At 66.1% G+C, this 22,898-nt stretch carries 19 protein-coding genes; 10 read left to right on the top strand and 9 right to left on the bottom strand.

Annotated features, from left to right (window positions below; translation table 11 throughout):
• Nucleotides 1-8: 8 nt before the first annotated feature.
• Together RUU78_RS01165 and RUU78_RS01160 are read right to left on the bottom strand one after the other, a co-directional pair.
• Entirely contained in the window at nt 9-1,838 is a 1,830-nt protein-coding gene (locus RUU78_RS01165) for a reverse transcriptase family protein (protein ID WP_313912843.1), read from the bottom strand.
• A gap of 139 nt (nt 1,839-1,977) precedes the next feature.
• A complete protein-coding gene (locus RUU78_RS01160; RefSeq protein WP_313912841.1) occupies nt 1,978-2,784 on the bottom strand; it encodes a hypothetical protein in 807 nt (268 codons plus the stop codon).
• Between the two features lie 800 nt (nt 2,785-3,584).
• Here RUU78_RS01160 and radC point away from each other — a divergent pair.
• Nucleotides 3,585-4,076: a DNA repair protein RadC gene (gene radC, locus RUU78_RS01155; protein WP_313912839.1), complete on the top strand. Its 492-nt coding sequence runs from the start codon at nt 3,585-3,587 to the stop codon at nt 4,074-4,076.
• Nucleotides 4,077-4,154: 78 nt separating this feature from the next.
• On the opposite strand, the gene RUU78_RS01150 is transcribed toward radC, so the two are convergent.
• Nucleotides 4,155-4,403 (bottom strand): hypothetical protein, encoded by a 249-nt coding sequence (locus tag RUU78_RS01150; protein WP_313912837.1) that lies wholly within the window; start codon nt 4,401-4,403, stop codon nt 4,155-4,157.
• Between the two features lie 234 nt (nt 4,404-4,637).
• Here RUU78_RS01150 and RUU78_RS01145 point away from each other — a divergent pair, with 234 nt between their 5' ends.
• Nucleotides 4,638-4,856, top strand: a complete 219-nt coding sequence (locus RUU78_RS01145; RefSeq protein ID WP_313912835.1) for a hypothetical protein — start codon at nt 4,638-4,640, stop codon at nt 4,854-4,856.
• Between the two features lie 127 nt (nt 4,857-4,983).
• On the opposite strand, the gene RUU78_RS01140 is transcribed toward RUU78_RS01145, so the two are convergent.
• The 3 genes from RUU78_RS01140 to RUU78_RS01130 form a co-directional block, all read right to left on the bottom strand.
• Nucleotides 4,984-5,463 carry a DUF6884 domain-containing protein gene (locus tag RUU78_RS01140; protein ID WP_313912833.1) on the bottom strand — a complete coding sequence of 160 codons (480 nt, stop codon included), beginning with the start codon at nt 5,461-5,463 and terminating at the stop codon, nt 4,984-4,986.
• 322 nt (nt 5,464-5,785) lie between these two features.
• Nucleotides 5,786-6,277, bottom strand: a complete 492-nt coding sequence (locus RUU78_RS01135; protein WP_313912830.1) for a hypothetical protein — start codon at nt 6,275-6,277, stop codon at nt 5,786-5,788.
• Between the two features lie 19 nt (nt 6,278-6,296).
• Complete coding sequence (locus RUU78_RS01130; RefSeq protein ID WP_313912828.1) at nt 6,297-6,527, bottom strand: hypothetical protein; 231 nt, start codon at nt 6,525-6,527, stop codon at nt 6,297-6,299.
• 459 nt (nt 6,528-6,986) lie between these two features.
• On the opposite strand from RUU78_RS01130, the gene RUU78_RS01125 reads away from it, so the two are divergent.
• The gene (locus tag RUU78_RS01125) at nt 6,987-7,511 is read left to right on the top strand and encodes an MgtC/SapB family protein (RefSeq protein WP_313912826.1); all 525 of its coding nucleotides are present in this window, start codon (nt 6,987-6,989) and stop codon (nt 7,509-7,511) included.
• Between the two features lie 208 nt (nt 7,512-7,719).
• Here the strand turns inward: RUU78_RS01125 and RUU78_RS01120 are convergent, their stop codons facing one another.
• Together RUU78_RS01120 and RUU78_RS01115 are read right to left on the bottom strand one after the other, a co-directional pair.
• A complete protein-coding gene (locus RUU78_RS01120) occupies nt 7,720-9,315 on the bottom strand; it encodes a glycosyl transferase (RefSeq protein WP_313912825.1) in 1,596 nt (531 codons plus the stop codon).
• Between the two features lie 220 nt (nt 9,316-9,535).
• A complete protein-coding gene (locus RUU78_RS01115) occupies nt 9,536-11,161 on the bottom strand; it encodes a hypothetical protein (protein ID WP_313912823.1) in 1,626 nt (541 codons plus the stop codon).
• A gap of 190 nt (nt 11,162-11,351) precedes the next feature.
• On the opposite strand from RUU78_RS01115, the gene RUU78_RS01110 reads away from it, so the two are divergent.
• The gene (locus RUU78_RS01110; RefSeq protein WP_313912821.1) at nt 11,352-12,332 is read left to right on the top strand and encodes a hypothetical protein; all 981 of its coding nucleotides are present in this window, start codon (nt 11,352-11,354) and stop codon (nt 12,330-12,332) included.
• A 42-nt stretch (nt 12,333-12,374) separates the two neighbouring features.
• Here the strand turns inward: RUU78_RS01110 and RUU78_RS01105 are convergent, their stop codons facing one another.
• A complete protein-coding gene (locus RUU78_RS01105; RefSeq protein WP_313912819.1) occupies nt 12,375-13,817 on the bottom strand; it encodes a glycosyltransferase family 39 protein in 1,443 nt (480 codons plus the stop codon).
• A 494-nt stretch (nt 13,818-14,311) separates the two neighbouring features.
• Here RUU78_RS01105 and RUU78_RS01100 point away from each other — a divergent pair, with 494 nt between their 5' ends.
• The 6 genes from RUU78_RS01100 (at nt 14,312) to RUU78_RS01075 (ending at nt 22,879) form a co-directional block, all read left to right on the top strand.
• Entirely contained in the window at nt 14,312-14,707 is a 396-nt protein-coding gene (locus RUU78_RS01100) for a hypothetical protein (protein ID WP_313912817.1), read from the top strand.
• A 194-nt stretch (nt 14,708-14,901) separates the two neighbouring features.
• Entirely contained in the window at nt 14,902-15,240 is a 339-nt protein-coding gene (locus RUU78_RS01095; RefSeq protein ID WP_313912815.1) for a P-II family nitrogen regulator, read from the top strand.
• A 62-nt stretch (nt 15,241-15,302) separates the two neighbouring features.
• Nucleotides 15,303-17,318 (top strand): heavy metal translocating P-type ATPase, encoded by a 2,016-nt coding sequence (locus tag RUU78_RS01090; RefSeq protein ID WP_313912813.1) that lies wholly within the window; start codon nt 15,303-15,305, stop codon nt 17,316-17,318.
• Between the two features lie 132 nt (nt 17,319-17,450).
• The gene (locus RUU78_RS01085; protein WP_313912811.1) at nt 17,451-18,650 is read left to right on the top strand and encodes a TolC family protein; all 1,200 of its coding nucleotides are present in this window, start codon (nt 17,451-17,453) and stop codon (nt 18,648-18,650) included.
• On the top strand, nt 18,647-19,696 hold the full coding sequence (locus RUU78_RS01080) for an efflux RND transporter periplasmic adaptor subunit (RefSeq protein WP_313912809.1): 1,050 nt from the start codon (nt 18,647-18,649) through the stop codon (nt 19,694-19,696). Before RUU78_RS01085 ends, RUU78_RS01080 begins: the two co-directional genes overlap by 4 nt.
• Before the next feature lie 39 nt (nt 19,697-19,735).
• Entirely contained in the window at nt 19,736-22,879 is a 3,144-nt protein-coding gene (locus tag RUU78_RS01075) for a CusA/CzcA family heavy metal efflux RND transporter (RefSeq protein WP_313912807.1), read from the top strand.
• Nucleotides 22,880-22,898: the final 19 nt, after the last annotated feature.

Genomic DNA, 22,898 nt, shown 5'->3' with positions numbered 1-22,898 from the left:
GTCAACGCTCAGCCTGGGTCGCCACCGGCATCTTGCTTGTCCAAGGCTTGTGGCATCGGAATGGCGTTGGCCGTCTCGACCGGCGCCCTCACGATGGTCGGCCGCGAACGGTCATCAAGACTGTCCGCTTGAAACGGCGCACGCCGCGAGTAGTACCTCCCGGTGTCGAGGTCGTGGATGAGCGTGAAGCGGTCCCGCACGCGCTCAAAATGGCCACGTTCCACCCCGTCAGCGTCGCCCGCCGCCGTCGGTTTCTCGCGCGCCTCCAGATACGCACCCAGCACCCCGAGCATGAAGTCAGGCAGTGCGACGGCGGGGCAACTCTTGTCGACGAACTTTAAACACGGTTCAACAGCCGGCCTTCGCTTGCCGGCGAACGTACTGAGGGAATAGTAAGCCGAGACAACTTTTCTCATCTCGTCCTGCGAGACAAACGGAGCCGACTCCACACGCAACGTCAGCTCGCCGCCATCCGTGCGCAAGAACAGGCTTTCGACACCCCAACAGAAGACGCGGTAGTAGGCACGCGTCTTGGTTTCACCGTCGTGCTCGCCGATTTCAGTAAGCCCAACCAGCACGCGCATGGGAAGGCGGGGCAGTCGAGCGACGAACGCTGCCTTGAGCTGGGGATGAGCCTCTGAATGATGAAGGCCCCGCTTGGCGATGACTGCGCGGCGACCCGCGGTGAATGGGTCCGCCAGATAGCCGTCCCGAACTTCGGCGACAGCGTCGTTGACGACGTCCTCGTTCTCGTAGAGAGCGAACGCCAACGCAAGGTACCGACGTCCTTTTGAAACGAAGATGCTCTCGTCGACCGCGACGAAATACGGGCGCCGCGGCTTGTTGTGGTCCGTTGGCACGGTGGGCCACACGTCGTCCCGCACCTGGAGACGTTGCCAGGCTTCTCGGAAATCGAAGGCCGTGTCGCGCTCGATGTAGGAGACGTACCGCACGAGGCCGTCGAGGCGGTTGACGCCGCCATCGAGTTTTTGGCTTGTGCGCAATAGATGATTGAGCACGCCGTACTTCACGCAGTAGTGGAGCTCCTGGCGCAGCCGCGCTTTCATTTTCTTCGGAACGTGCGGCCGGCGAGGGTCCTGGATGCTGAGGCCAGTGACGAAATGCGCTTGGCCGCGTTTGGTCAACCGTTGCTTTTTGACTGCGAGCGCAAAGCCCTCGGCTTCGAGCGCTCGGCCAATGAGGGTGATGGGCGGGACGGCGTCGCCCGAGAACGAGATGTCATCCGCGTACCGCGTGTACGTTGCACCGGATGCCTTCGCGAGAGTCAACAGACGCGCGTCGAGTTCACGGCACACGAGGTTCGCCATCATCGGGCTCGCGCTGAGGCCGGGGACCAACGCGCCGTTGAAGCACAGCACGCGAGCAAGGACATCAGCGCACTCGGTCGACAAGCCAATCGACCTCAGAGCCGCCTCGGCCCGCACTCTTGAAACGGATGGGAAAAAATCAGCAATGTCGGCGCGTTGAAGCAGCCGATTTCCCTTATGGCGGTCGGCGTTCTCCAGTGTCGAACGCCGTCGAACAAACCCATAGCAACATGCGGGTGGAAACGCAGGGTCGCGGTGCGAGGCGTAGTCGGCCAGACGTCGATGGATGGTCTTATGGGCCTGCTTCAGTTCGTCGCTATTAGGCTCGAAAACCTCGCGTTTTTCACTGTTCCTTCGTTCACTCTTTTTCGGGATGCTGTGCTTGCGGTAGAACCTGGCCGCATCGGGTTCGGCGAGTTGCCGCAGCACGCCTTCGTCAACACCGAGGGCGACCGCGAGGTGCGCCACAGTCTGACACGCACTTAGGTCGACGAGGAAAGTCTTGGGCATAAAAAGGGCGGCCGGGACCAGGACAAAGCGACCAGTACCTTGCGGGCGGGTGCGACTCGCACCCCAAACCATGGCGGCGGCCGCCCTCGTTCGATACTACAACCAACACCGGGTCCCCGCTTATGTCAGCGGATCATTGTCAGGGCGGTGGAGCGCGGTAGATGAGGGAGCGTTGGACGACGCCCTGAAAGCCAGCCTTGCCTAACTCCTGCCGCACGGCTTCCGCGCGTGCCACCTCGTTTTCAAGCACCGGTCCAATCATCACCCGCTCGATGAATGCGTTGGGGTCAAGAGGCATGCGCCGGAATGTCCCTTCGAGCGAACGGTCTATCCAGATGACCCTCACCTCCTTTTCGAACTTGAAGGCCAACCGTTTGAACGTCAGCGCGTGGGCCGCCTCGCGGGCAATCTCGGCTGGGTCGGAGGTCAACGAGTTCCGGTACCGAAGAAGTTCCTCGGTCATGGCGTACCCCACCGGAGCGAAGAACACCTTGGCATCGAACGCAGGAAGCGACTGGCACACCGCATCGATGAGCTTTTTCAAAGTGGTCTGGATTCGAACCGGCGGCGGCCCCCTCCCGAGCGGCATTCCTTCCGAGTCTCGATGGTCGCATCGGTTTTCGTAGAGGCGCCAGAACCGTTCGTCGCGGCTGCGCCACGTCCAACACGACGCAAACGCCCGAGCATCGTGAAGCGGCGAGCCTTCGGCAAACAGAATGGTATGCCACCACTGCTCGAACGGGTCCGGCCACGAGGCAACGCTCGAAAAATGAAACTGTCCTGTGCGCAAAAACTCAAGCAAATACGCCGCAGGCATGTAGCGGTAGATGGGCCGCTCAAGGTCCAACGTCTCGTCGTAAAGGACGTGCCGACGATGAGGCTTGTCGTCGACGTGGACGCTTTCCCAGCGAGACCCCCTGGCGGGAGGGATGAGCAGCGTTGCCATACGCATGGGTGATGTGAGTAGTTGCGCATTATGAGTGGAAGAACTGGGAACGCTAAGTCTTACTGGTGCCCGCGTCCGCTCTACGCCGACGCGGTGGGCGGTGGGGCTGCTCCTTCAGTCGCTCCTCAAGCCGTCGGGCAAAGTTCGGAAAGTCCAGACGGGCAACCGACCGTCCACGAGTGTTTCAGTGGACAAAGAAACGGGCCCGACGATGCAGTATGTATGGGCACCAAGACATCGGCGCATCGGGCTGCACTCCCGCCGTCCATGCCGGCCCACGAAACTCCTGCCGCAAGAAGGCGGGACCTCGCACGCGGCCGCATGCAGGTCCCTGGCTCCGTCGGTCAGGTGGGGCTTCATTCGTCCAGCAGCGTATGCGGGCTTCCCTATGCCCACCGCGTGCCCACGGCCTTGGAGCGGTCACAGTGTGTCCGGTTGCCGGCGGGGCAGCATCAGCCGTTTTCCTGCAGCGGTGTCGGAAAATTCCGACTCGGGTGGCGCGGTCGAGGCGCCATCCCGGGAGGCAACCTGCGGCGAGTCGTCTCGTGTTCAACCAGCGTAGCGGGGACGACAGCTGATCGAGGCGAACAGTTTCCAGCCGCGTCCACCGCCGCTGCTGCGAAGGGTCATAGACGTTCCCACGACGCCCAACACGCCGGACGGTGAGCACTGTGGCACCGCTGAGACCCGGCGCAACGCGGGCGTGCTCCACGGTGTTTCGCCCCTTCGGGTGCGCCGGGTCTTGGGTCAGCGGAGCGCGGCGGGCTCGCCGGCGCATCAGGCGCCGAGGGAGCAACGCCATGATCCTGATCCGCACCAACGACGGCTACCGCCTCAAGGGCTCGCGCCGCGTCCTCACGGAAGCCGACGTCCTCGCGGCCGCCGACGACATCCTCCAGCGACGGCTGGAACGCCAGGGCCACGTCAGGACACCGCGGGACGCTGCCGAACTGCTGCGGGTCCGGCTCGGCGCGCTCAAACACGAAGAGTTCCACGTCCTCTGGCTCGACCAGCGCCACCGGATCCTCGGCATCGAACGCCTCTTTACCGGCACCGTGGACGGCACGGCGGTCCACCCCCGCGAAGTCGTACGGCGCGCGCTCGACGTCAACGCCGCCGCCGTCGTCCTGGCGCACAACCATCCATCGGGCGTCTGCGAGCCGAGCGCGTCGGACCACCTCATCACCGACGAGCTCCAGCGAGCGTTGGGACTGATCGGCGTGCGGGTGATCGACCACCTGGTGGTCGGCGCCGGCGGCGTGGTGTCGCTGGCGGAGCGGGGCGCGCTGTAGCGCCCTGGTTCCCTGGGCTCGGCGGCGCGTACGCCCGCACGGGCGCCCGCGGCGCAAGCCGTCCTTACGGACACGTCGCTACGTGCCCGTCCGATCGTGCGGCCGCATCAAGTCGATGAAGTGTGGGGAGCAGGACCAACGTCCGTCCCGCGCCACCGCCCAGCCCACCAACCGCAAGTTGGCCAGATCGCGGGTCGTGTTGCTGGGGAGCGTGCCCAGCGACTGCGCGATTTCTCCCGGAAGCGCGCCTTCTGGGCGCTGCGCCAGGAACGCCAGCGTGAGCAGAACCCGCTGCTGGGCCGCGTTCCTGTAGTTCGTATCGTCCATGGCGGTTCGCCCGTTCCGAGTCTTTCGTAGCTGCCGTTACAGCGACGGATCTCCCGGCGCGAGTGCGAGGATCGCCGCGCCAGGGCCACCCTACGTGGACCGCTAGCCGTCGCGACGGGCAAGGAAGCCGATGAGTTTTAGATGGATCGACTGTCGGGAAGACGGCGTGCGGTCGAGGGTGCGTGACCGAACCCTACGGAACGATTTCCTTTTGCTGCAAACGGGAGAATGCCGATGATTCGTCGTATCGTTTTCGCTGCTGCGATCCTGATCCTTTCCGGATCGACCGCGTGGGCCGGCCCGAAGTGCGAGAAATGCGGGGCCGAGGTCCAGGTCAAGTATCAGCAGTGCATGAAGGACAAGAAGGATCAGGTCCAGTGCAATAAAGACACGAAGTCCGACGCCGAGCAGTGCGCGCAGATCTGCAAGTCGGAATCCACCCGGGGTTCCTAGCCGATCGGCCTGGCGGACGCAGGGGCAGCGATGCGGCTTGCATCCTGCCCTTTCCTTATGGCGGAAATGATGCACCGATCGATGCCAAGAGGGCGGTTCGGAGCATTGAATGCGGCCGGTCAGGTTTTTACTTTTTCGGCGTATGCCGGCCCGCAGGGCTCGGGGTGGTTGACTCGGTGGTCCGTGTTCGCTCCGCAAGCCAGCGCAACTGCTCGCCGAACCGAAGGCCCACCATCGGCACCGAGATCGAACAGCCCGCGTCCCGCAGCGGTGCCAGAAGGCACTCCCGATAGGCGGTTCCCGCCAGCACCACGAGATGGATGGGTGAACTCAGCATCGGTCGAAGGGTGTTCAGCACCTCTACGGCCCATGCTGCCCGTTCGGTGACAGACATCCGAGTCAGAGTCCGCTCGTAGGGCGCCACCTGCTGATCCGGGTGGAGCAACTCGTGCTCGGCGGACAGGATAAACCACCGGTCGGCCACGCGCTCGGCGTACGCGGCGCTCGCGCGGAAAAGTGGTGAGGTATACAAACGGCGGGCGGGCGCTACGGCTGGGCCCTTCGACTTCACGCAAGCGACCAGGGCGACGACCGGCACGGAATCCATGAGTCCTGCATTTGCGGGAGCGGCTTTTTCACGCCGAAGCCGCTGAGGAACAAGCGTTCGCGCTGCTGTGGAGGTGCGGCGCCCTTCGCGCAAGTGCGCCCTCATAACAGGCTGTCGGTGTGACTCCGGATTCGGTTCTCCATGGCGGAAAAAGCGCTCCGACGTTTGGCGCCCGACCTGCTCATCCCCGGCAAGCTTTGAGGAAGCGCTGTGGCTCGTTGTCGGGGGGGGGCGTCCAATACCCCGTTGGGGTGGCCCCCGATGTCGTTCGCAGAGCGTGAACAAGTCTCCTCGGGCCTCCTTGGCCACCAATGCGCACAATCTAATCTTTCCCGCGTTTAGCGTTGTACGCGTCGATTTTTCGATCCACAACCTCGTCGAGGCCGCCGACAGCTTCAGAAGCGATCCTCAGTCGCGTTCTCATTGAGAGGGTCGTGAGGTCAAGATGGCCGATCACCGGGCTGCCGCCGTCGCAGAGATCGCGAAGGCGGAAGATCGGTGCGGTGTAGGGCAAGATGACGATTTCCGGTTCGGCCAAGCTGAACTTGGTCGGATGGTCGAGATTGGTTCCTTCAAACTCGGGGTCGCTGCTCTGGACGTGCAGCTCATGCTTTTTACCGAGCCGTCTCCGCCCGTTTTCTCCGTAAATGCTGGTGCCGCCGGAAACAACGACAAAGTAGTGCCCGCCCTTCTTCTCGTTCTCCACTATGAGAGTTTGAAGTATCAAGACAGGATGCAGTTTCTTCTTCAATCCCGGGTAGGGAAACTCGCACCACGCAACATCACCTTTTTGCAACGGCCTGCCGGGTTCCAACGCCGGTGTCCCCTCCACATCAGAGGCCGAGACTTTTCATCAGCGGCGCTCCCGCCAGCTTGAGCTTCTCCGGGTGAGCTCGTCGCACCTCAGCCTCAACCAGCAGAATCTGCTGGGGGGTCAACCAGGTGTCGGCAACCGGCATGACCGAGCGCAGCGCTTTTTTTGGCGCCGCGACCGATACAGCCGATCGATGGGGAACCATCGTCCGAAGTGCTGTCGTTGACTTCTTTCCGGGCTTCCTGAGCATGGGGGTAGCGTGCCTGAACCGAATCAATTTCAGCTTACGACCGTCCGACGATGCTCGCAAGCTCATGCGAAAGGCTCGTTCAGACCGCTTCGGACCTGCCTGGCCCACGCTTTTCCGCGGCGGTGCGGTTCGAAGCGTCCTCGTGCTTTGGGCGCGTGATCTTCTGCCGAGAAACTCAGAACGACGCAGAAACAGCAAGCATTCCGTTGCCGTTCCTGACCGGCCCAGCACGAGCGCGTGCTCCATTGCTGTCGGCGTGATTCCGAGACGTGGCGGCCGGCAAATGTGAAGTTCCGCAGAAACTTCGTTGTATGCGTGGAAGGCACAAGGTGTCCGATCACGCGGTGAACGGCGTGCGCGACGGCTCGACGCGGCGGCAACGAACGAGCGTGCGCCCAACGTGCCGAGGCACCCTCGTGGGTACCGGCGTGGGTACCGGCGTGGGTACCGGCGTTGGTTGTGCCGATCACCGACAAGCGCTTTGGAGGGGATGCGATGGACGTGCTGTGGGACGAACTGGTTGCCGGCTTTCCCGACGGGCGCCAACTCGCCCACGTCATCATCCGTTTGGTGGCTGCGGCCATGCTGGGCGCCATCGTTGGCTGGGAACGCAAGAGCGTGGGCAAATCCGCGGGCCTTAGAACCCACATGCTCGTCTCTCTGGGCTCGGCGTTGTTCGTGGTCGCCTGCGAAGGAAGCGGCATGTCGTCGGACGGCATCTCCCGCGTTGTCCAAGGCTTGACGACCGGCATCGGGTTCATCGGCGGCGGTGCCATCCTCAAACTCGCGTCCGAACGGGAAATCCACGGACTGACGACAGCGGCCGGAATCTGGATGACCGCGGCCATCGGTGTGACCGTCGGTCTGGGTGCCCTGGGGCTCGCGTTGCTGGCAACGGTCATCACGACCTTGACGCTCGGCGCCACCCGTCTTTCGGCGGCGTACGCGGAGCGCCGAGCGAACACGCCTGGGTCGAACCTATAAAGCGCCGAGCGCGTGCCGGGCCAGGAAGGGCAGCCCAGCCACCCGGCCAACAGCAAGCGCCAAACGCGCGGTCGAAGCCGCACTCCAAGTGCAGCTCTGCCGGTGAAGTTTCCATACCGCGCTGGATCGACGGCGGGGACATTCTCGATCAGCGTGCGCTACCGCCAGTGGCTGTTTCGAAGCGCTCGCGACGAAGAACCGCCGTCCATTACTCACCTTGGTTCGAGCTATCTTTTTCTGCGTCGCCGCTGCGCTGAGCCGCCGCGAGCGCCGGTGCGTTCCACACTTCGATCCGACGCGACCGAAACGGTTGAACCAGCAGCGCGTTGCGCGCGGCGGTTTCGTCGCTGCGTTCCGGGTAGCGGACGATCACCCCGTCCGGATGCGCCGTCGCCCACGTGCTGATGCCGTACTCCTCGATCGTTTCAACCGGTCTGTTGAGGCGCGCGAGAAAATGAAACTGGGCCTCGTAGCGGCCCACGTTCGCGATGGCTTGGCCGTTGGCTTCGGCGCGCGCCAGCACGGCCGCCACCGGCCGCAGGTCGAAGTGGTGGAACAGGGCGGACGCGAACAGCGTGTGCGCCGCGGTCGTTGCCACGAGTGTGGCCGCGGCAACCCGCTGGAGTTCGCGGCTCGGACTGCCCAGAAGGACCACCAGGCTCAGCGCGGCGAAGACCACCGCGACCCACGGCGCAACCGCGTAGGCATCGGCGACCCAGTGGGGGACCTCCAGCGCGTGCGCACGCCAGATGGGCAACACCGCAAGAACCCCACCGGCACCGAGCAGGCCCAGCGCGATCGGCCACGCGCGCCAGCGGCGGCCACCGCCGGCCACGCGCGCTTGCTGCCGATGGAGGGCGGCTGCCAAGAGCATCATCGCGCCCGGGAGCAGCGGCAACAGGTAGTAGACCTGCTTGCCCGACACGAGGCAGAACACGGCGAAGGTTGGAACGACCCAAGCGATGGCGAAACGCTCGCTGTCGTTCACCGGGCCGCGCGCGCTCGCCACCGCGCGCCACACCCGGGGCCACGCGATCCACGGGAGGATCAGCACGCCGAGCATCGGCAGGTACCACAGCAGTGGGCGCGCGTGATCGAAGCTGTCGACCACGCGGCCGGCGGTCTGCATGAAGAAGAGTTCGCGACGGTAGTCGTCGCCGCCGGCGAACCCGGCGGGGATGGCCCACGCCAACAGCAGGGCCGTGCCGGCCGCCAACGCCACACCGCCCAGGCCGTACCACCGACGGCGATCGGCCCGCGCGGCTTCGCTCCACCACGGGCCCAGGAGCCATGGAAAGACGACGTGCAGGAGCATCACCGGTCCCTTGGCCAGGAGGCCCGCACCAACGGCCAGCGCAAACCAGCCCCACCGCGGCCGGCCCGTTAACGCGCACAGCGCGGCGGCCACGCACAGGGCCAGGAGCACCTCGTACATGATCTGCAGGCCAAACAGGAACGGGTAGGGCAGGGCGATCAAGAGCCAGGGTACGAGGTGCGCTGCCGACGGCTTTCCCGCGTATACCCGACGTGCCAGCCGTGCGGCCATCGCCAACCAGCCCGCACCGATCATCACTTGGAGAACGCGCGGCCAAACGTCGTTGACGCCACCGACGGCCCACCCCGCGTGGATCAACCAGAACAGCAGCGGCACTTTGTGGCTGTAAGGCTGCCCGTTGATGTGGGGCACAAGGAACTCAGCGTGGTTCCACATCTCCCACGCGACGCCCAGCGTGCGGGTCGAGTAGAGGGGAAGCGGGCCGTGCTGGAAGATGGCCCACAGCGCAGCGCTCAGCCAGAGGGCCAACCAGGCCGGAGGAAGAAAACGGTACGAAGCCGGTCGCATGGCCGTGGGCGTCGGTGAGGCGGCGCAGTGTAGGCAGCAGCTCGCTTACAACGGATTTACACGTGGGGTTCACGATCGGGCGCCGGTGCTCCCACGTCCACCACGAGCCGCGGTGCAGGCGCGGGATGGAACGGCGTCAGCGTCCTGTTCGGAGCGCCCCTTACGAGAACGCCGGACCCTTTCACAGCCCAACGGAAGCGCCGGCCGGCGACACCGCAGCGGCCCCTACCGGATGCGCTGCGGTGGTTGCTGGCGCTGGGGTGAGGAACGATGCTGCAGGCCAAACCACCATCCAGTGCCGTCCGAACGGACGCGCATACAGCGCGCCCGCACCCAGGGCATCCGCCCCGCGCGGCGTGCGGTGCACGAGGAGCCCGGTCGGGTGCGCCCGAGCCCATTCCAGCACCTCGGTTTCCGCGATTTCCGCCACCGGCTGTTGCAGGCGGGCGTAGAAGTGCAGTTCTTCCCGGTAGCGGCCCACCTGCGCGACGGGCTGCCCGGCGCGGGCCGCGCGGGCCAGCAACTCTGCAGCCGGCCGCACGTCCAGAAACGGTGCGAACAGCCACGCGAACAGCCCGTGGCAGACTGCTAGGCTCAGGAACGCGACGGTGGCGATGGTACGCATCTGGGCGCCTGTCCCGCGCGGGAGCGCGAGCAGCAGAACCCCGAAGACCGCGAAGATCATCCCGAGGCCCGCACCGTGGGACGCAAGGTCCTGAAGCCAGGCTGGAGGCGCGGGCCGCGACGCCAGCAGCGGGACCAGCCACGCCAGCGAGATCCCCGCAGCCCCCAGCAGCACGGCAATCGGCCACGGTCCCCACGCACGGCGGCGTCCGCCCCCTTGCGCGTCCTGGTGGGCCAGCGCGTGGACCAGGGCGATGCAGGCCACCGGCAGGACCGCAACGACGCTCCGAAGCTGCGCCCCGGGAGCAACCACCGCCATCACCAAGCCCGGCGCCACCACCGCCACGGCGAAGCGGTGGGCCGAGCCTGGGGTGCCCCGCGCGCTCAGAACCGCCCGCCAGAGGCGCGGCCACAGCATCCAGGGAAACAGCAGGGCGGCCAGCACCGCGGCGAACGCCGGTGACTGCAGGGTGGGACCGGTGTCCGCAACCGTCTGCGCGATCTCCGCCGTCATCAGCCGCAAACGGTAGCCGGCGCCGCCGACCGCGCCCGCGCTCCCGGCCCACGCCAGGAACAGCCCGAGCGCGCAGACGACGGACAGCCGCGCCCGCCGGTACCACCGCCGGCTGTCTTCCTGCGCCGCCGCGTTCCACCACGGTCCCAGAAGCAGCGGAACCGCCACGTAGCCCAGCATGAGGGGGCCGGTGGCCAAGAGCCCCGCGCTCAGCGCCAGCACGAACGCACACCAGGCCGGCCGGCCGCTGAGCGCGTAAAACGCGCCGACCGCGCAGACCGCCGTCAGCAGGTCCTCGGTGATCTGCAGCACCGCGAGGTGGGGCAAGGCCATGGCGACGAGCATCCAAGGCACCCATTGGGCGACGGCGCCGCTCGTTGACGCCCCCCGACGGGCCAGGGCCGCGCTGAGCGCCAACCAACACAGGCCCAGCGCGGCCTGGAGCAGCCGTGGCCAGACGTCGTTGACGCCGGCGACCGCCCAGCCGGCGTGAACCAGCCAGAACATCAGCGGCATCGCGCTGGGATCCGGCCGTCCGTTGCTCAGCGGAACCAGGAACTGGTTCTGATTCCACATTTCCCACGCGATGCCGAGGGTGCGTGTGGACGCCCAGGGCAGGGGGCTGTGTTGGAACAGCGCGATCGGAACGACGACCAACCACAGCGCCATCCAGATCGGTGGACCGGCCGTCGCGCGGCGCGTTGGGGTGTCGGCGGATGACGGATCGCGGGGCACCGACCAGTTTAAGAATCGGTGGGCTTACAACCGGTTTACAGGCCGTTTCACACGAACCGCCCACGGTTTGCGGATGCTTGCGCTGCCGCGCCGCACAGCGGGCGCGATCGGGGGAGAACGGGTCATGCCCAACGCATCGTTTGAAAGCAACCTGGACGCTTTGGCGTCGGCCGATGCCGGCACGTTGGTGGCCGTGTCGTCGTGGCTGGGCGACCAGGGCATCGCGTGCGTGAAAAAAGAAATGGCGGGCGTTCTGGGCATGCAGCGTCTGACGGACCTGAAGCCCTGCGATGCCGTCCGCAAGGGGTTGGCCACGACCGCCCACGAGCAGGCGTCGCTGCTCACCACGCACCGCTTCTACCACGCGCAAACCGCGATGTTCGCGGCCGAGGCAGAGCGCTACACCCGGGTGATTGCCGCGGCGGATTTCGGTGCGATGGAGCGCTTCGCCGACGCGAGCCGGTACGAACTGCGCGAGGGGTTGCGGGATCTCCTGAACGACGCACTGGTGTTGCTGGAGCAAGCCGCCGCCTGCGTGCTCAAGTGCCCGGGGGTCTACGGTGCGTGGCGCACGGGATTCGACATGCCGTTCGAAATCTACAAAGCGGCCGAGCAGATGACCTACGGACGGTATTCGCTGCTGACGCACATCGATCGCGCCCCGTTCGTCGGCATCGCCATCCTGCGCGTGGCGATCGAAACACGGCTGCGGGCGGCGTTCCGCGTGTACGCCTACGAAGATTCTGCCAACCAACGCATCGTGCCGATTTCCATGACCGATGTGTTGGCGGCCATCGAACTGCATTGTCCGTCGGCCGTCTTCGCGGTCGACCGCCACGACATCGCCAAGATCTACCGATGGAGCAACTTCTACCTCCATGCGGGCCGCCGCGATTTCATCTGGACGACGGGCTACGTCCTTCAATACCTGCGGCCGTTCGTTTCGGGAGTGCGCCAACCTGGCGGTGCTTGGTCGATCGACAACGGCGTGCTCGTGCCGCGTGCGGAATGGGAGGCGGTCCAGCAGCACTTCGTGGCCGAGGCGAAGCCAGGGCGTGTGTTTCCGGTTTCTCCCAGTGCGGATGCGGCCTGCACGATCGTTTAGCTCGTCGGGGATGCCGTTGCCTGTCGCCGCCTGCCGGTTCGTCTAACTGCCGCCGGGTCGCTTGGCGGCGGCCTCGGTCGACGCGTGGCGTTGCGCCAGCTCGTCCAGTCCGCCGGGCTGCGGCGCCCAGCAGCGGAACAGCACCGTCTTGCTGGTTCTGCCGACGTCCTCGCACCGCAAGGTGTCCGGCCACTGCCAGCCGCTCCTGCGGCTGTCCTTCAGCGCGACGTAGAACAGCCCGTCGCGCGGCAGGGCCGAGGCTTTCTCTGCGGTGCGGACAGCGCCCGCGCTGTAAAACTCACTCGCGTAGGAACGGGTGGTGGCATAGTAGAGCGGACCTGTCTGGTGCCGTGCGTGGTCGTTCCACAAGGCAACAACGCCGCGTTGGTTCTCGCTGCGCTCCAGCAGTCGGCCGTCCACGACGACGAGCAACAAAAGGAGCGGCAACGCCAGCGCGGTCGTCCAGTGCCAGCTGGGCAGCGTCGCCTCGTCGCGCAGCGCGTGCGCCAGCAGCAGGCTCAACGCCGGCAGAGCCGGCAGTACGTACGTCCACAGCACGTTGCCGGCCGCGGTGAAGAAGACCGGCGTCGTCAGCGCCACCAACGCGAGAAACAGCGTGTACTCCCGCCCTTCCGCCAACCGATGCCGACGGGTGAAGATCAGGGGCAGCAGGAGCGACCACGGAAGAAACGAGCCCACGAGGTAGAGCCAAACGGTTCCCCAGGGCTGCGCGTGCGCCGCGCCGTAGCGGTCGCCCGCCCAGTTGCTGACCAAAAACCGGTTCCAGTGTTCGCCGACCAAAAAGTAGTCGAGGAAACCGGGCGTACGCAGTTCCGCCACGGCATACCACGGCACTGCAATGGCCAGCACGACGCCCACGCCGCAGGCCCACGGCAAGCGAACGAACGGCGCCCAACGTCGGGTGAGCACGGTCCAGCTCAGTGCAGGCAGGCCGACGAGCAGAAGGATCAGCGGTCCCTTGGCGAGGAGGCCGAGCCCCAACCCCACAAAACCCCAGATCGCGGCGCGTCGGTCCGCGTGCGCCATCCCGCGCCAGAAGCCGTAGCCGGCGAGGAACGCGGAAAAGTTCAGCGCCGGATCGGTGAGCACCGCACCGCTGGCCACGACGCCCAGCAAGCTGCTGGAAAAGAGGATCGCGGCCACAACGCCGGCGCGTTCATCGCCTTCTTCCCGGGCCATCCGAATCATGAGGCCGCACGTGGCCAGTTGCAGCAACCACGCCGGTAGACGTACCGCGAACTCGTTGACCCCAAAGATCTGCATGCTGGCAGCTTGGGTCCAAAACGCGAGCGGCGGTTTTCCCCAGAACGGATCGCCGGTGGCGAACCACGGCGTGATCCACCCTCCGTCGGTCAGCATGCGCCGCGCCATTTCCGCGTACCGGGCTTCGGACGGATCCAGCAAAGGATACAGACCTAAGGTCGCCAGCCGAATGAGGAGCACCGTTGCCAGCACAAGCCACAACGTCCGCGCCGAGGTCCACGAAAAACTGTACGTTGGGAAATGGGAACGCCAGCCCGTGCATGCCGTTGCAACGCCGGTGGCGGTCTTCGTGGCGATGGACGGTGCGGCAACAGAGGGTGATGAACGCGGCACGATGGCGATCCCGATCTGCGCGAGGGACGCAGCCGCAGGCAGTCTCGTGGCGAGGCACTTTCGTCCGACTTACATCCGTTGCGGTGCCGGCAGATGTTGGAATCAACAGCGAAGCCCATGCATTGCTCGCTCGCTCCAGGGCTCGCCGCCCACCTGCGGCCATCGAAACGTGGGAGCCGGGGACGAGCACAGCTCCCGCGCCGCGTGCCGGTGTTGCTCAGGCTTTGAGTCGGTGCGTTGTAGGTCCAGGCCTGAGTCCTGTGCGGCACGACGGATCGCTCCAAACGAAACAACATAACGACTTCAAGCGCTTGCGCGTTCTGTGATTGTCTAACAGCGCATCCGCACGCTACATTGCTGAGATGCCCCGTTCGTCCCCTGCACTCCTCAGCCTCCTTCGCCGCCATTTGCGCGTCGCCGCGATGTTGTTTGTGTGCCTGGTGATGGTGAAGACGGGCTTTGCTTCGGCGTGCGCCACCGATCAGCTCGCTGGGTCGCTCTCTTCCGCGGTAGCTGCGGCCGTCGCTGACCCGCACGCTGGCGAAGCGCAGGCCGTGGTGTCGGCCGAGTCGAGCACAGAGAGTTGTTGGCACGATGGCGCCGGCGGTTGCCACTGCGTGTGCATGCACGTCATGCCGATCTCCCCCCCAGCCTCGGTCGTGCATGCACTGAAGGCTGTTTCGCTGCGCTTCGATCCCGTGCCTGCCGCGTTCCGTCTCGCCCCGCGCGACGACCACCTGCGGCCGCCGATCGCCTGATCTCTCCGCGCCGGGCTTTTGCCCGGCACCAACACCGGATGCCGATGACCGCACGCGGGCCAACTGCCCCGCAGCGGTAACGCACGCGCGCCGTTCCGTGCCGTGTTCTCGTTCGTCCGGTTGACACCCGCTCGCTGTGTCTGCGGATGCCTCGTGCCTTTGGCGCGCGGTGCCCGCGTCGGAGACGTTCTTTCATGAAGGCTATTTTTGCGTACATCGCCCGCGACAGCGTCGCGGCGGTCGTCGATGCGCTGCGTGTTCTCAAGTTGCGCGATGTGAGCGTTGTGGAAATCAGGGCGGCGCTCTGGCCCGTCGTGGGCGAAGAGCGCTTCCATCTTCCTCAGCTGGGCAGTGCGAGCGTCGCCGACGCCAAACTTGAAATTCTCTGCGACGACGGCGCGTTGACCTCCGTGGTCGATGCCATCCACCGCATCGTCCACGGCCGAACGCTCGGTAACGGGTGCGTCTACGTGATGCCCGTCGAAGCCCTGCGCAGCACCGGCGATCCCGCGGTGTTCGTCGCGCCGCCCTAAGGGCCATCCGGCTCGGTTGAAGCCGCGGGTACCCCGCACCGACTTTCAAGCAAGGAATTCCCATGAAAACCGACACGACACCGGCGCAAAAGACGGCCGGACACCACGCCGACGACGGCCACGCCCACGAGCACGCCCACGGCTCCAACAGCTACGCCGAGGTGCTGCTGGCAGCTCTGGCCGGCTTGCTTCTGCTGGCCGGGTGGCTCGTCGAGCGGTCCGTCGGTGAGGGCGCACGCGCCGCGTGGATGCTCTACGTCGGGGCCTACGCGGCGGGCGGGTTCTTCGCAGTCCGGGAGGCCTGGGAAAATCTGCGCGCCCGGAAACTTCAAATCGACGCGTTGATGCTGGTCGCCGCCGCCGGCGCCGCCGCGCTGGGGCAGTGGGCGGAAGGTGCGCTGCTGCTGTTCCTGTTCTCCCTCGGGCATGCCTTGGAGAGCTACGCCATGGGGCGTGCGCGGCGCGCCATCGAAGCGCTGGGTGAGTTGCGCCCGGAAACGGCGCTCGTGCGCCGCGGAACCACGTTGGTTGAGTTGGCCGTCGACGCCATCGAGATCGGCGACGTCGTCGTGGTCAAACCCGACGAGCGCGTGGCGGTCGATGGTTTTGTGATTCTGGGCGCCACCAGCATCGACCAATCGGCCATCACCGGCGAAAGCGTTCCGGTTGACAAGCTCGCGGTGGCGAGCCGCGAAGAAGCCCGGCGCCGGGGCGATGCGCTGCCGGCGGAGCATCGGGTGTTTGCCGGAACGATCAACCGCGAACGGGCCATCGAGGTGGAGACAACCCGCCGCAGCGATCAGAGCACGTTGGCCCGGGTGGTCGAACTGGTGCGCTCCGCGCAGGCGCAGAAGTCGCCCACGCAACTGTTCACGGATCGCTTCCAACGCTATTTCGTGCCCGCCGTTCTCGCGCTGGCGGTGCTGTTGATGTTCGCCTGGGTGGTCATCGACGAACCGTTCAGTGCGTCCTTCTACCGCGCCATGGCCGTGCTGGTGGCCGCCAGCCCGTGCGCGTTGGCCATCTCCACACCCAGCGCCGTGCTCAGCGGCGTAGCCCGTGCTGCCCGCGGCGGCGTGCTGATCAAAGGCGGTGGCCCGCTCGAACGCCTGGGCGTGCTGCACGCGCTCGCGTTCGACAAGACCGGCACGTTGACCGAAGGCAAACCGCGCGTCACCGACGTCGCGCCGGCCGAGGGCGTCAGCGAAATCGAACTGCTGCGCGTGGCGGTCGCCGTGGAGCGGTTGAGCGACCACCCCTTGGCCGCCGCCGTGGTGCGCGACGGGGCGCAGCGGCTGTCGGAAACGCCGATCCCTGTGGCCAGCGATCTGCAGAGCCTGACCGGCCGCGGCTTGCAAGCGAACGTCGAAGGCAAGACCGTCCACCTCGGAAAAAAAATGCTCTTCAGTGAGATCGAGGGTCCGGGTATCCCCGTCTCGCTCGCTGGCCGCATCGAAGCGTTGGAAAACCAGGGGCGCACCGTGTTCGCGCTGCGCCACGGCGATCGCTACCTCGGCGCCATCGGTCTGATGGACACGCCGCGCGAAGCCGCGCGCCACGCCATCGAGCGACTGCGTGCGCTGGGCATGAGCACCATGGTCATGCTCTCCGGCGACAACCAGCGCGTGGCCGATGCCATCGCGGCGAGCGTGGGGCTGGAGCGCGCCGTCGGCGACCTCATGCCCGAAGACAAGGTCGCCGAGATCAAGAAGCTGCGGGCCGTCGGCGAAGTCGCGATGGTGGGCGATGGCGTCAACGATGCGCCTGCGCTCGCTGCGGCTTCCGTGGGCATCGCGATGGGCGCGGCCGGGTCCGACGTGGCCTTGGAAACGGCCGACGTCGCGCTGATGGCCGACCGGCTCGAACACCTCCCGTTCGTCATCGGCCTGAGCCGGCAGTCGCGGCGAATCATCCGCCAGAACCTGTGGGCGAGCCTGGGCATGGTCGCCTTTCTGATCCCCGCGACGATGTTCGGCATGCAGATGGGCGTGGCCGTCCTGTTCCACGAGGGGTCCACTTTGCTGGTCGTCGCCAACGCCCTGCGTCTGCTCGCGTTCCGCGACCGCAAGGCGGCATGACTTTTTTAGGGGCGCGCAAGCGCGCGTCCGAACCACATTTCCATTCGTACCGGAGTATCTATGTTTTTCCGATTTGCGTTCCGACGGTGGGCCGCTCTCGCTGCGGTTTGGCTGGTCGCGGCCACCCCCGTGATGGCTCAGGAATCCGGGCTGACGCTGCGCGATGCGCTGCAGCGCACCTTGGAATCCAACCCCGATTTGTCCGCGTATCAGTACGTACTGAAGGCTCAGGACGGCCGCATCACGCAGGTGGGGCTGAAACCCAACCCGACGCTGTCCGGGTCGCTGGAAAACGTGCTGGGTACCGGCGAGGTGCGGTCGTTCAAATCGGCCGAGCTCAGTCTGTCGCTGAGCCAGCTCATCGAACTCGGCGGCCTGCGCGATAAGCGCGTTGCGGTCGCCCGGGGCGAGCGGGAAATACTCGAAGTCGAGGGGCACGTGCGGCGGCTGGACGTTGTGGCGGAAACCGCGCGGCGCTTTGTGGCGGTGGTCAGCCAGCAGGAGTTTCACACCCTGACGCACCAGGCGGTGGAACTGGCGGAAAAGACGTCGGCAGCGGTGGATCGCCGCGTCAAGGCAGCCAAGTCGCCGGTGGCTGAGCAGGAGCGCGCACTCGTTGCGCTGGAGCGCGCGCGCAACGACGACGCGCACGCGGAGCACGAGCTCAAGACCGCGCGGTATGAACTTGCCGCGTCGTGGGGCGCGACCGAACCCGACTTTGAAACCCTCGCCGCGGACCTCTACGCGCTGCCGACCATCGGTGCCTACCCCTCGCTGCTGGCCGACCTGGAGAACACCCCGGATTTGACGCGCTACCTGAGCGAAGCCCGGTTGCGCGATTCCGAGATCACGTTGGCCATCGCCAACCGACGGCCGGGAATCGAGGTCGGCGTGGGTCTGCGCCGCTTGCAGGCATCGGGCGACACCGCGCTGATGTTTTCGGTCGGCGTGCCGCTGGCCGTCTACAACCGCAACCAGGGAACCATCGCTGAAGCGGAGGCGCGGCGTTCGGGCGCCGACGCCGATCGCGCGGCCGCGTTGGTGAAAGCTCGGACGGGGCTGTTCGGCTACTACCAGGAACTGGTGGACCGCCGCCGCGAAGTCGAAGCGCTGTCGGCCCGTGCGCTCCCAAGCGCTGAGTCGGCGTTGAAAAGCACGGAATACGCCTACGAACGTGGCCGCTACGGCTACATCGAGTTCGTGGATGCCCAGCGCGAGCTGCTCGCGGTCAAGCGCGACCGCATCGCGGCGGCGGCCCAGTACCACCTCACCCTGATCGAGATCGAGCGCCTCACCGGCACCGGTCTGAGCACCGCAAGGACCAATCCATGAAGCCGCTGCTGCGTTCCACCACCCTGCTGTTGATTGCCCTGAGCCTTGCGGCGTGCGGCGGTGCTGAAAAGGCACCGCCCGAGGCGCACGCCGACGAGAAGGGGCATGCACACGACGATGCGAAGGGCCACGAGACGGGCGACGCCCACGACGAGTCCGAAGGGCACAAGGAAGGCGACCGCCATGAAGCCGCCGGCAAAGCCGAACACGGCGAAGAAGGCGGTCATGCCGAGGCGATCAAGCTGACCCCGGAAGCCCGCAAGGCCGCCGGCCTGGTCGTCGCGCCGGCAGGTCCCGCCTCGTTGATCGAAAGCGTGCCGCTCTACGGCGTGGTCAAGCCGAACGCCGAGCGCATGCGCAGTGTGACGGCGCGGTTTCCTGGCGTGGTCCGGAGCGTCGCTGTGAAGGTGGGCGATGCCGTCCGACAGGGTCAGGCGCTGGCCAGCGTGGAAAGCAACGAGAGCCTACAGGTCTACACGACGACGAGTCCGCTCGCCGGCGTCATCACCGAACGCCTGACCAACCCCGGCGAGCAGGCCGAGACCGCACCGCTCTTCACCGTGGCGGATCTGAGCAGCGTGTGGGTGGAACTGTCACTGTTTCCGCGCGACCGCGCACGCGTCCGCATGGGGCAGGACGTGCGCGTGAGCGCCACCGACGGCGGCCTGACGGGCGATGGCAAGATCGTGTTCGTATCGCCGCTGGGTACCGGCGCGACCCAGACCATCACCGCTCGCGTCCTGCTCGACAACGCGGAAGGTCAATGGGCCCCGGGGCTCTTCGTGCGCGCCGAAGTTTCGGTCGGGAAGACCGACGTGCCGCTGGCAGTGCCGGTCGCCGCGCTGCAGGAACTGGATGAGGGCGGGCTGTCGGTGTTCGTCGACGACGCCGATGGACTGGAGCCTCGACCGGTGAAGACCGGCCGCAACGACGGGCGCTTTGTCGAAATCCTCGAAGGCATCAGCACTGGCGACCCAGTGGTCGGCGAAGGCAGCTTTGTGCTCAAGGCCGAGCAGGGCAAGGGAGGGGCCGAACATGGTCACTAACCGAACCTCCTACGGGCGTGCGTCGCAGGAATCGCGCTCATGATCGAGGCCATTCTTCGCATCGCCATCGCACGCCGTGTTCTGGTCATGGTGTTGATGCTCGGGTTCATTGCCCTGGGCGTTTATCACTACGGCCGGTTGCCCATCGATGCCGTGCCCGACATCACCAACGTCCAAGTACAGATCAACACGCAGGCCGACGGCTACACACCGCTGGAGGTGGAGCAGCGCATCACGGTGCCGATCGAAACGGCCATCACCGGACTGCCGCATCTGAGCTACCGCCGCTCGCTGTCGCGCTACGGTCTGTCGCAGGTCACCGTCGTCTTCGACGACGGCACCGACATCTACTTTGCGCGCAACCTCGTCAACGAACGCCTGCAGCAGGCACGCAGCCGGCTGCCCGAAGGCATCGAGCCCGCGATGGGACCCATCGCCACGGGTTTGGGGGAAATCTTCCTCTACACCGTGGAAGCGGACGACTCGGCGCGCCAACCCGACGGGCGCCCGTGGGACCCCACGGCGTTGCGCAGTCTGCAGGACTGGGTCATTCGTCCGCAGCTGCTGCAGGTGCAGGGCGTCACGGAAATCAACAGCATCGGTGGCTGGGCGAAGCAGTACCACATCATGCCCGACCCGGCCCGGCTGCTGGCCTACGGCCTGACGTTCGACCAGGTTGCCGAGGCGGTTGAACGCAACAACGCCAACCAGGGCGCCGGCTACATCGAGCGGAACAAAGAGCAGCTGCTGGTACGCGTACCCGGCCAGGTTCGTACCGCCGAAGACCTCATGCGCATCGTCGTCGCCACGCGCGACGGTGTTCCGCTCACCGTGGGTACCGTGGCGGAGGTGGGGATCGGCAAGGAACTGCGCACCGGTGCAGCCACACGCGACGGCCACGAAACGGTGCTGGGCACGGCGATCATGCTGCTCGGGGCCAACAGCCGCACCGTGTCGGAAGCCGTGTCCAAACAGCTGGAAATCGTCAACGACAGCTTGCCGGAAGGCGTCAAGGCGGTGCCGGTCTACGACCGCACGAAGCTGGTCGACAAAGCCATCTCGACGGTGCAGAAAAACCTCGTCGAGGGTGCGCTGCTGGTGGTGGTGATTCTCTTCCTGCTCCTGGGAAATCTGCGCGCCGCGTTGCTCACGGCGATGGTCATTCCGATTGCGATGCTGATGACCATTTCGGGCATGGTCGAGACCGGTGTGTCGGCGAACCTCATGAGCCTCGGGGCGCTGGACTTTGGCTTGATCGTCGATGGTGCGGTGATCATTGTGGAAAACTGCTTGCGCCGGCTTTCCGAGGCGAGTCATGGCCACGGCCAGCTGTCGGTGCAAGACCGCCTGCAACTCGTCTACGAGGCGACCGCGGAAGTGATTCGGCCGAGCCTGTTCGGCATCGGCATCATCACGGCGGTGTATTTGCCCATTTTTGCGCTCGAAGGCGTGGAAGGAAAAATGTTCCACCCGATGGCGCAGACGGTGGTGATGGCGCTCGTCGCGGCCCTGTTCCTGTCCATGACCCTGATTCCGGCGGGCGTCGCGTTGCTGTTCCGCGGTCCCGTGAAGGAACACGAAAGCATTTTCCTGCGCGCCATCCGACGCGTGTACGAGCCTTTGCTGACGGTGGCTCTGCGTGCGCGGCTGATCTTCGTCGCGGCTGCTGCTGCGCTCGTCGTGCTGTGCGGCATGTTGGCCTCGCGCATGGGTACCGAGTTCGTGCCCAACCTCAACGAGGGCGATCTGGCGGTGCAGGCGCTGCGGATTCCGGCCACCGGCCTCACCCAGTCCGTCGAGTTCCAAAAGCAGATCGAGCGGCGCCTGATGGAGTTTCCCGAGGTGCTGACTACCTTCGCCCGCACGGGTACGGCCGAGGTGGCCACCGACGCCATGCCGCAGAACATTTCGGACGGCTACGTGATGCTCAAGCCGCAGGATCAGTGGCCCGATCCCAACAAGAGCAAAACCGCGTTGGCGACCGAAATCCAGGAAGCCTTGGAGCAGTTGCCGGGCAACGCCTACGAAATGAGCCAGCCGATCCAACTGCGCTTCAACGAGCTGATCTCGGGCGTGCGGTCGGACTTCGCGGTCAAGGTGTACGGCGACGATCTGGATCAACTGCTCGCCACGGGCAACGCGATCGCCGCCGTGCTCAAGGGCGTTCAAGGCAGCGCCGACCTGCGGGTGGAGCAGGCCACGGGCCTGCCGGTGCTGTCGGTGGAACCCAAGCGCGACGCTTTGGCACGCCTGGGCATTTCGCTGGCCGACGTGCAGGCCGCCGTTGCCACGGCGATCGGCGGTCGCGAAGTCGGGCAGGTGTTCGAAGGCGACGCGCGCTACGCCATCCAGATGCGGTTGCCGGAAGCCAGCCGCGAAGATTTGCGCGTGCTGGAACGTCTGCCGATTCCGCTGCCTCAGTCGGGCTACATCCCGCTCTCGGAGGTCGCCGACCTCCAGATCGCGCCCGGCCCCAACCAGGTCAGCCGCGAGAACGGCAAGCGTCGGCTGGTGGTCACGGCCAACGTGCGCGGCCGCGATCTGGGCGGCTTCGTGGCCGAGGCCCAGCAGGTGATCCGCAGCCAGGTGAAGTTGCCGACGGGCGTGTGGCTGGGCTACGGCGGCACCTTCGAGCAGCTGCAGTCCGCCAGCCAGCGCCTGATGATCGTCGTTCCCGTGACCTTGATTCTGATCCTGGGTTTGCTGGTGTTGGCCTTCGGATCGTTCCGCGATGCGCTGGTCATTTTCAGCGGGGTGCCGTTGGCGCTGACCGGCGGCGTGCTCGCCCTGTGGTTGCGCGACATCCCTCTGTCGATTTCCGCCGGGGTGGGCTTCATCGCGCTGTCGGGCGTCGCCGTGCTCAACGGCCTGGTCATGGTGAGCTTCATCCGAAGCCTCATGCAGGCGGGCCGAAGCCTGGACGAGGCCATCACCGAAGGCGCGCTGACGCGGTTGCGGCCGGTGCTCATGACGGCCCTCGTGGCCAGTCTTGGCTTTGTGCCGATGGCGCTCAACACCGGCACGGGTGCGGAGGTGCAGCGTCCGCTGGCCACCGTCGTCATCGGCGGCATCGTGTCCTCGACGTTGCTCACGTTGCTGGTGCTGCCCGGCCTGTTCCGGATGGCCCACGGCCGAGCGGCGCGGCGCGATGAGGAACAGGAAGAGACGATGGCCCGTCCATGACGCGTCCGGCGGTCGCGGC

The organism is Tahibacter sp. (genome assembly GCF_032229445.1).
Classification (GTDB): domain Bacteria; phylum Pseudomonadota; class Gammaproteobacteria; order Xanthomonadales; family Rhodanobacteraceae; genus Tahibacter.
This window is presented reverse-complemented; position numbering and strand designations above follow the sequence as displayed.

Bases quoted from the DNA above. Each gene is read 5' to 3' on its own strand.
- RUU78_RS01130 (WP_313912828.1), bottom strand. From the start codon at position 6,527: ATGCTCAGGAAGCCCGGAAAGAAGTCAACGACAGCACTTCGGACGATG.
- RUU78_RS01110 (WP_313912821.1), top strand. From the start codon at position 11,352: ATGCCCAACGCATCGTTTGAAAGCAACCTGGACGCTTTGGCGTCGGCC.
- RUU78_RS01140 (WP_313912833.1), bottom strand. From the start codon at position 5,463: ATGGATTCCGTGCCGGTCGTCGCCCTGGTCGCTTGCGTGAAGTCGAAG.
- RUU78_RS01165 (WP_313912843.1), bottom strand. From the start codon at position 1,838: ATGCCCAAGACTTTCCTCGTCGACCTAAGTGCGTGTCAGACTGTGGCG.
- RUU78_RS01090 (WP_313912813.1), top strand. From the start codon at position 15,303: ATGAAAACCGACACGACACCGGCGCAAAAGACGGCCGGACACCACGCC.
- radC (WP_313912839.1), top strand. From the start codon at position 3,585: ATGATCCTGATCCGCACCAACGACGGCTACCGCCTCAAGGGCTCGCGC.
- RUU78_RS01080 (WP_313912809.1), top strand. From the start codon at position 18,647: ATGAAGCCGCTGCTGCGTTCCACCACCCTGCTGTTGATTGCCCTGAGC.
- RUU78_RS01085 (WP_313912811.1), top strand. From the start codon at position 17,451: ATGGCTCAGGAATCCGGGCTGACGCTGCGCGATGCGCTGCAGCGCACC.
- RUU78_RS01075 (WP_313912807.1), top strand. From the start codon at position 19,736: ATGATCGAGGCCATTCTTCGCATCGCCATCGCACGCCGTGTTCTGGTC.
- RUU78_RS01160 (WP_313912841.1), bottom strand. From the start codon at position 2,784: ATGGCAACGCTGCTCATCCCTCCCGCCAGGGGGTCTCGCTGGGAAAGC.
- RUU78_RS01150 (WP_313912837.1), bottom strand. From the start codon at position 4,403: ATGGACGATACGAACTACAGGAACGCGGCCCAGCAGCGGGTTCTGCTC.
- RUU78_RS01115 (WP_313912823.1), bottom strand. From the start codon at position 11,161: ATGGCGCTGTGGTTGGTCGTCGTTCCGATCGCGCTGTTCCAACACAGC.
- RUU78_RS01145 (WP_313912835.1), top strand. From the start codon at position 4,638: ATGATTCGTCGTATCGTTTTCGCTGCTGCGATCCTGATCCTTTCCGGA.
- RUU78_RS01095 (WP_313912815.1), top strand. From the start codon at position 14,902: ATGAAGGCTATTTTTGCGTACATCGCCCGCGACAGCGTCGCGGCGGTC.
- RUU78_RS01100 (WP_313912817.1), top strand. From the start codon at position 14,312: ATGCCCCGTTCGTCCCCTGCACTCCTCAGCCTCCTTCGCCGCCATTTG.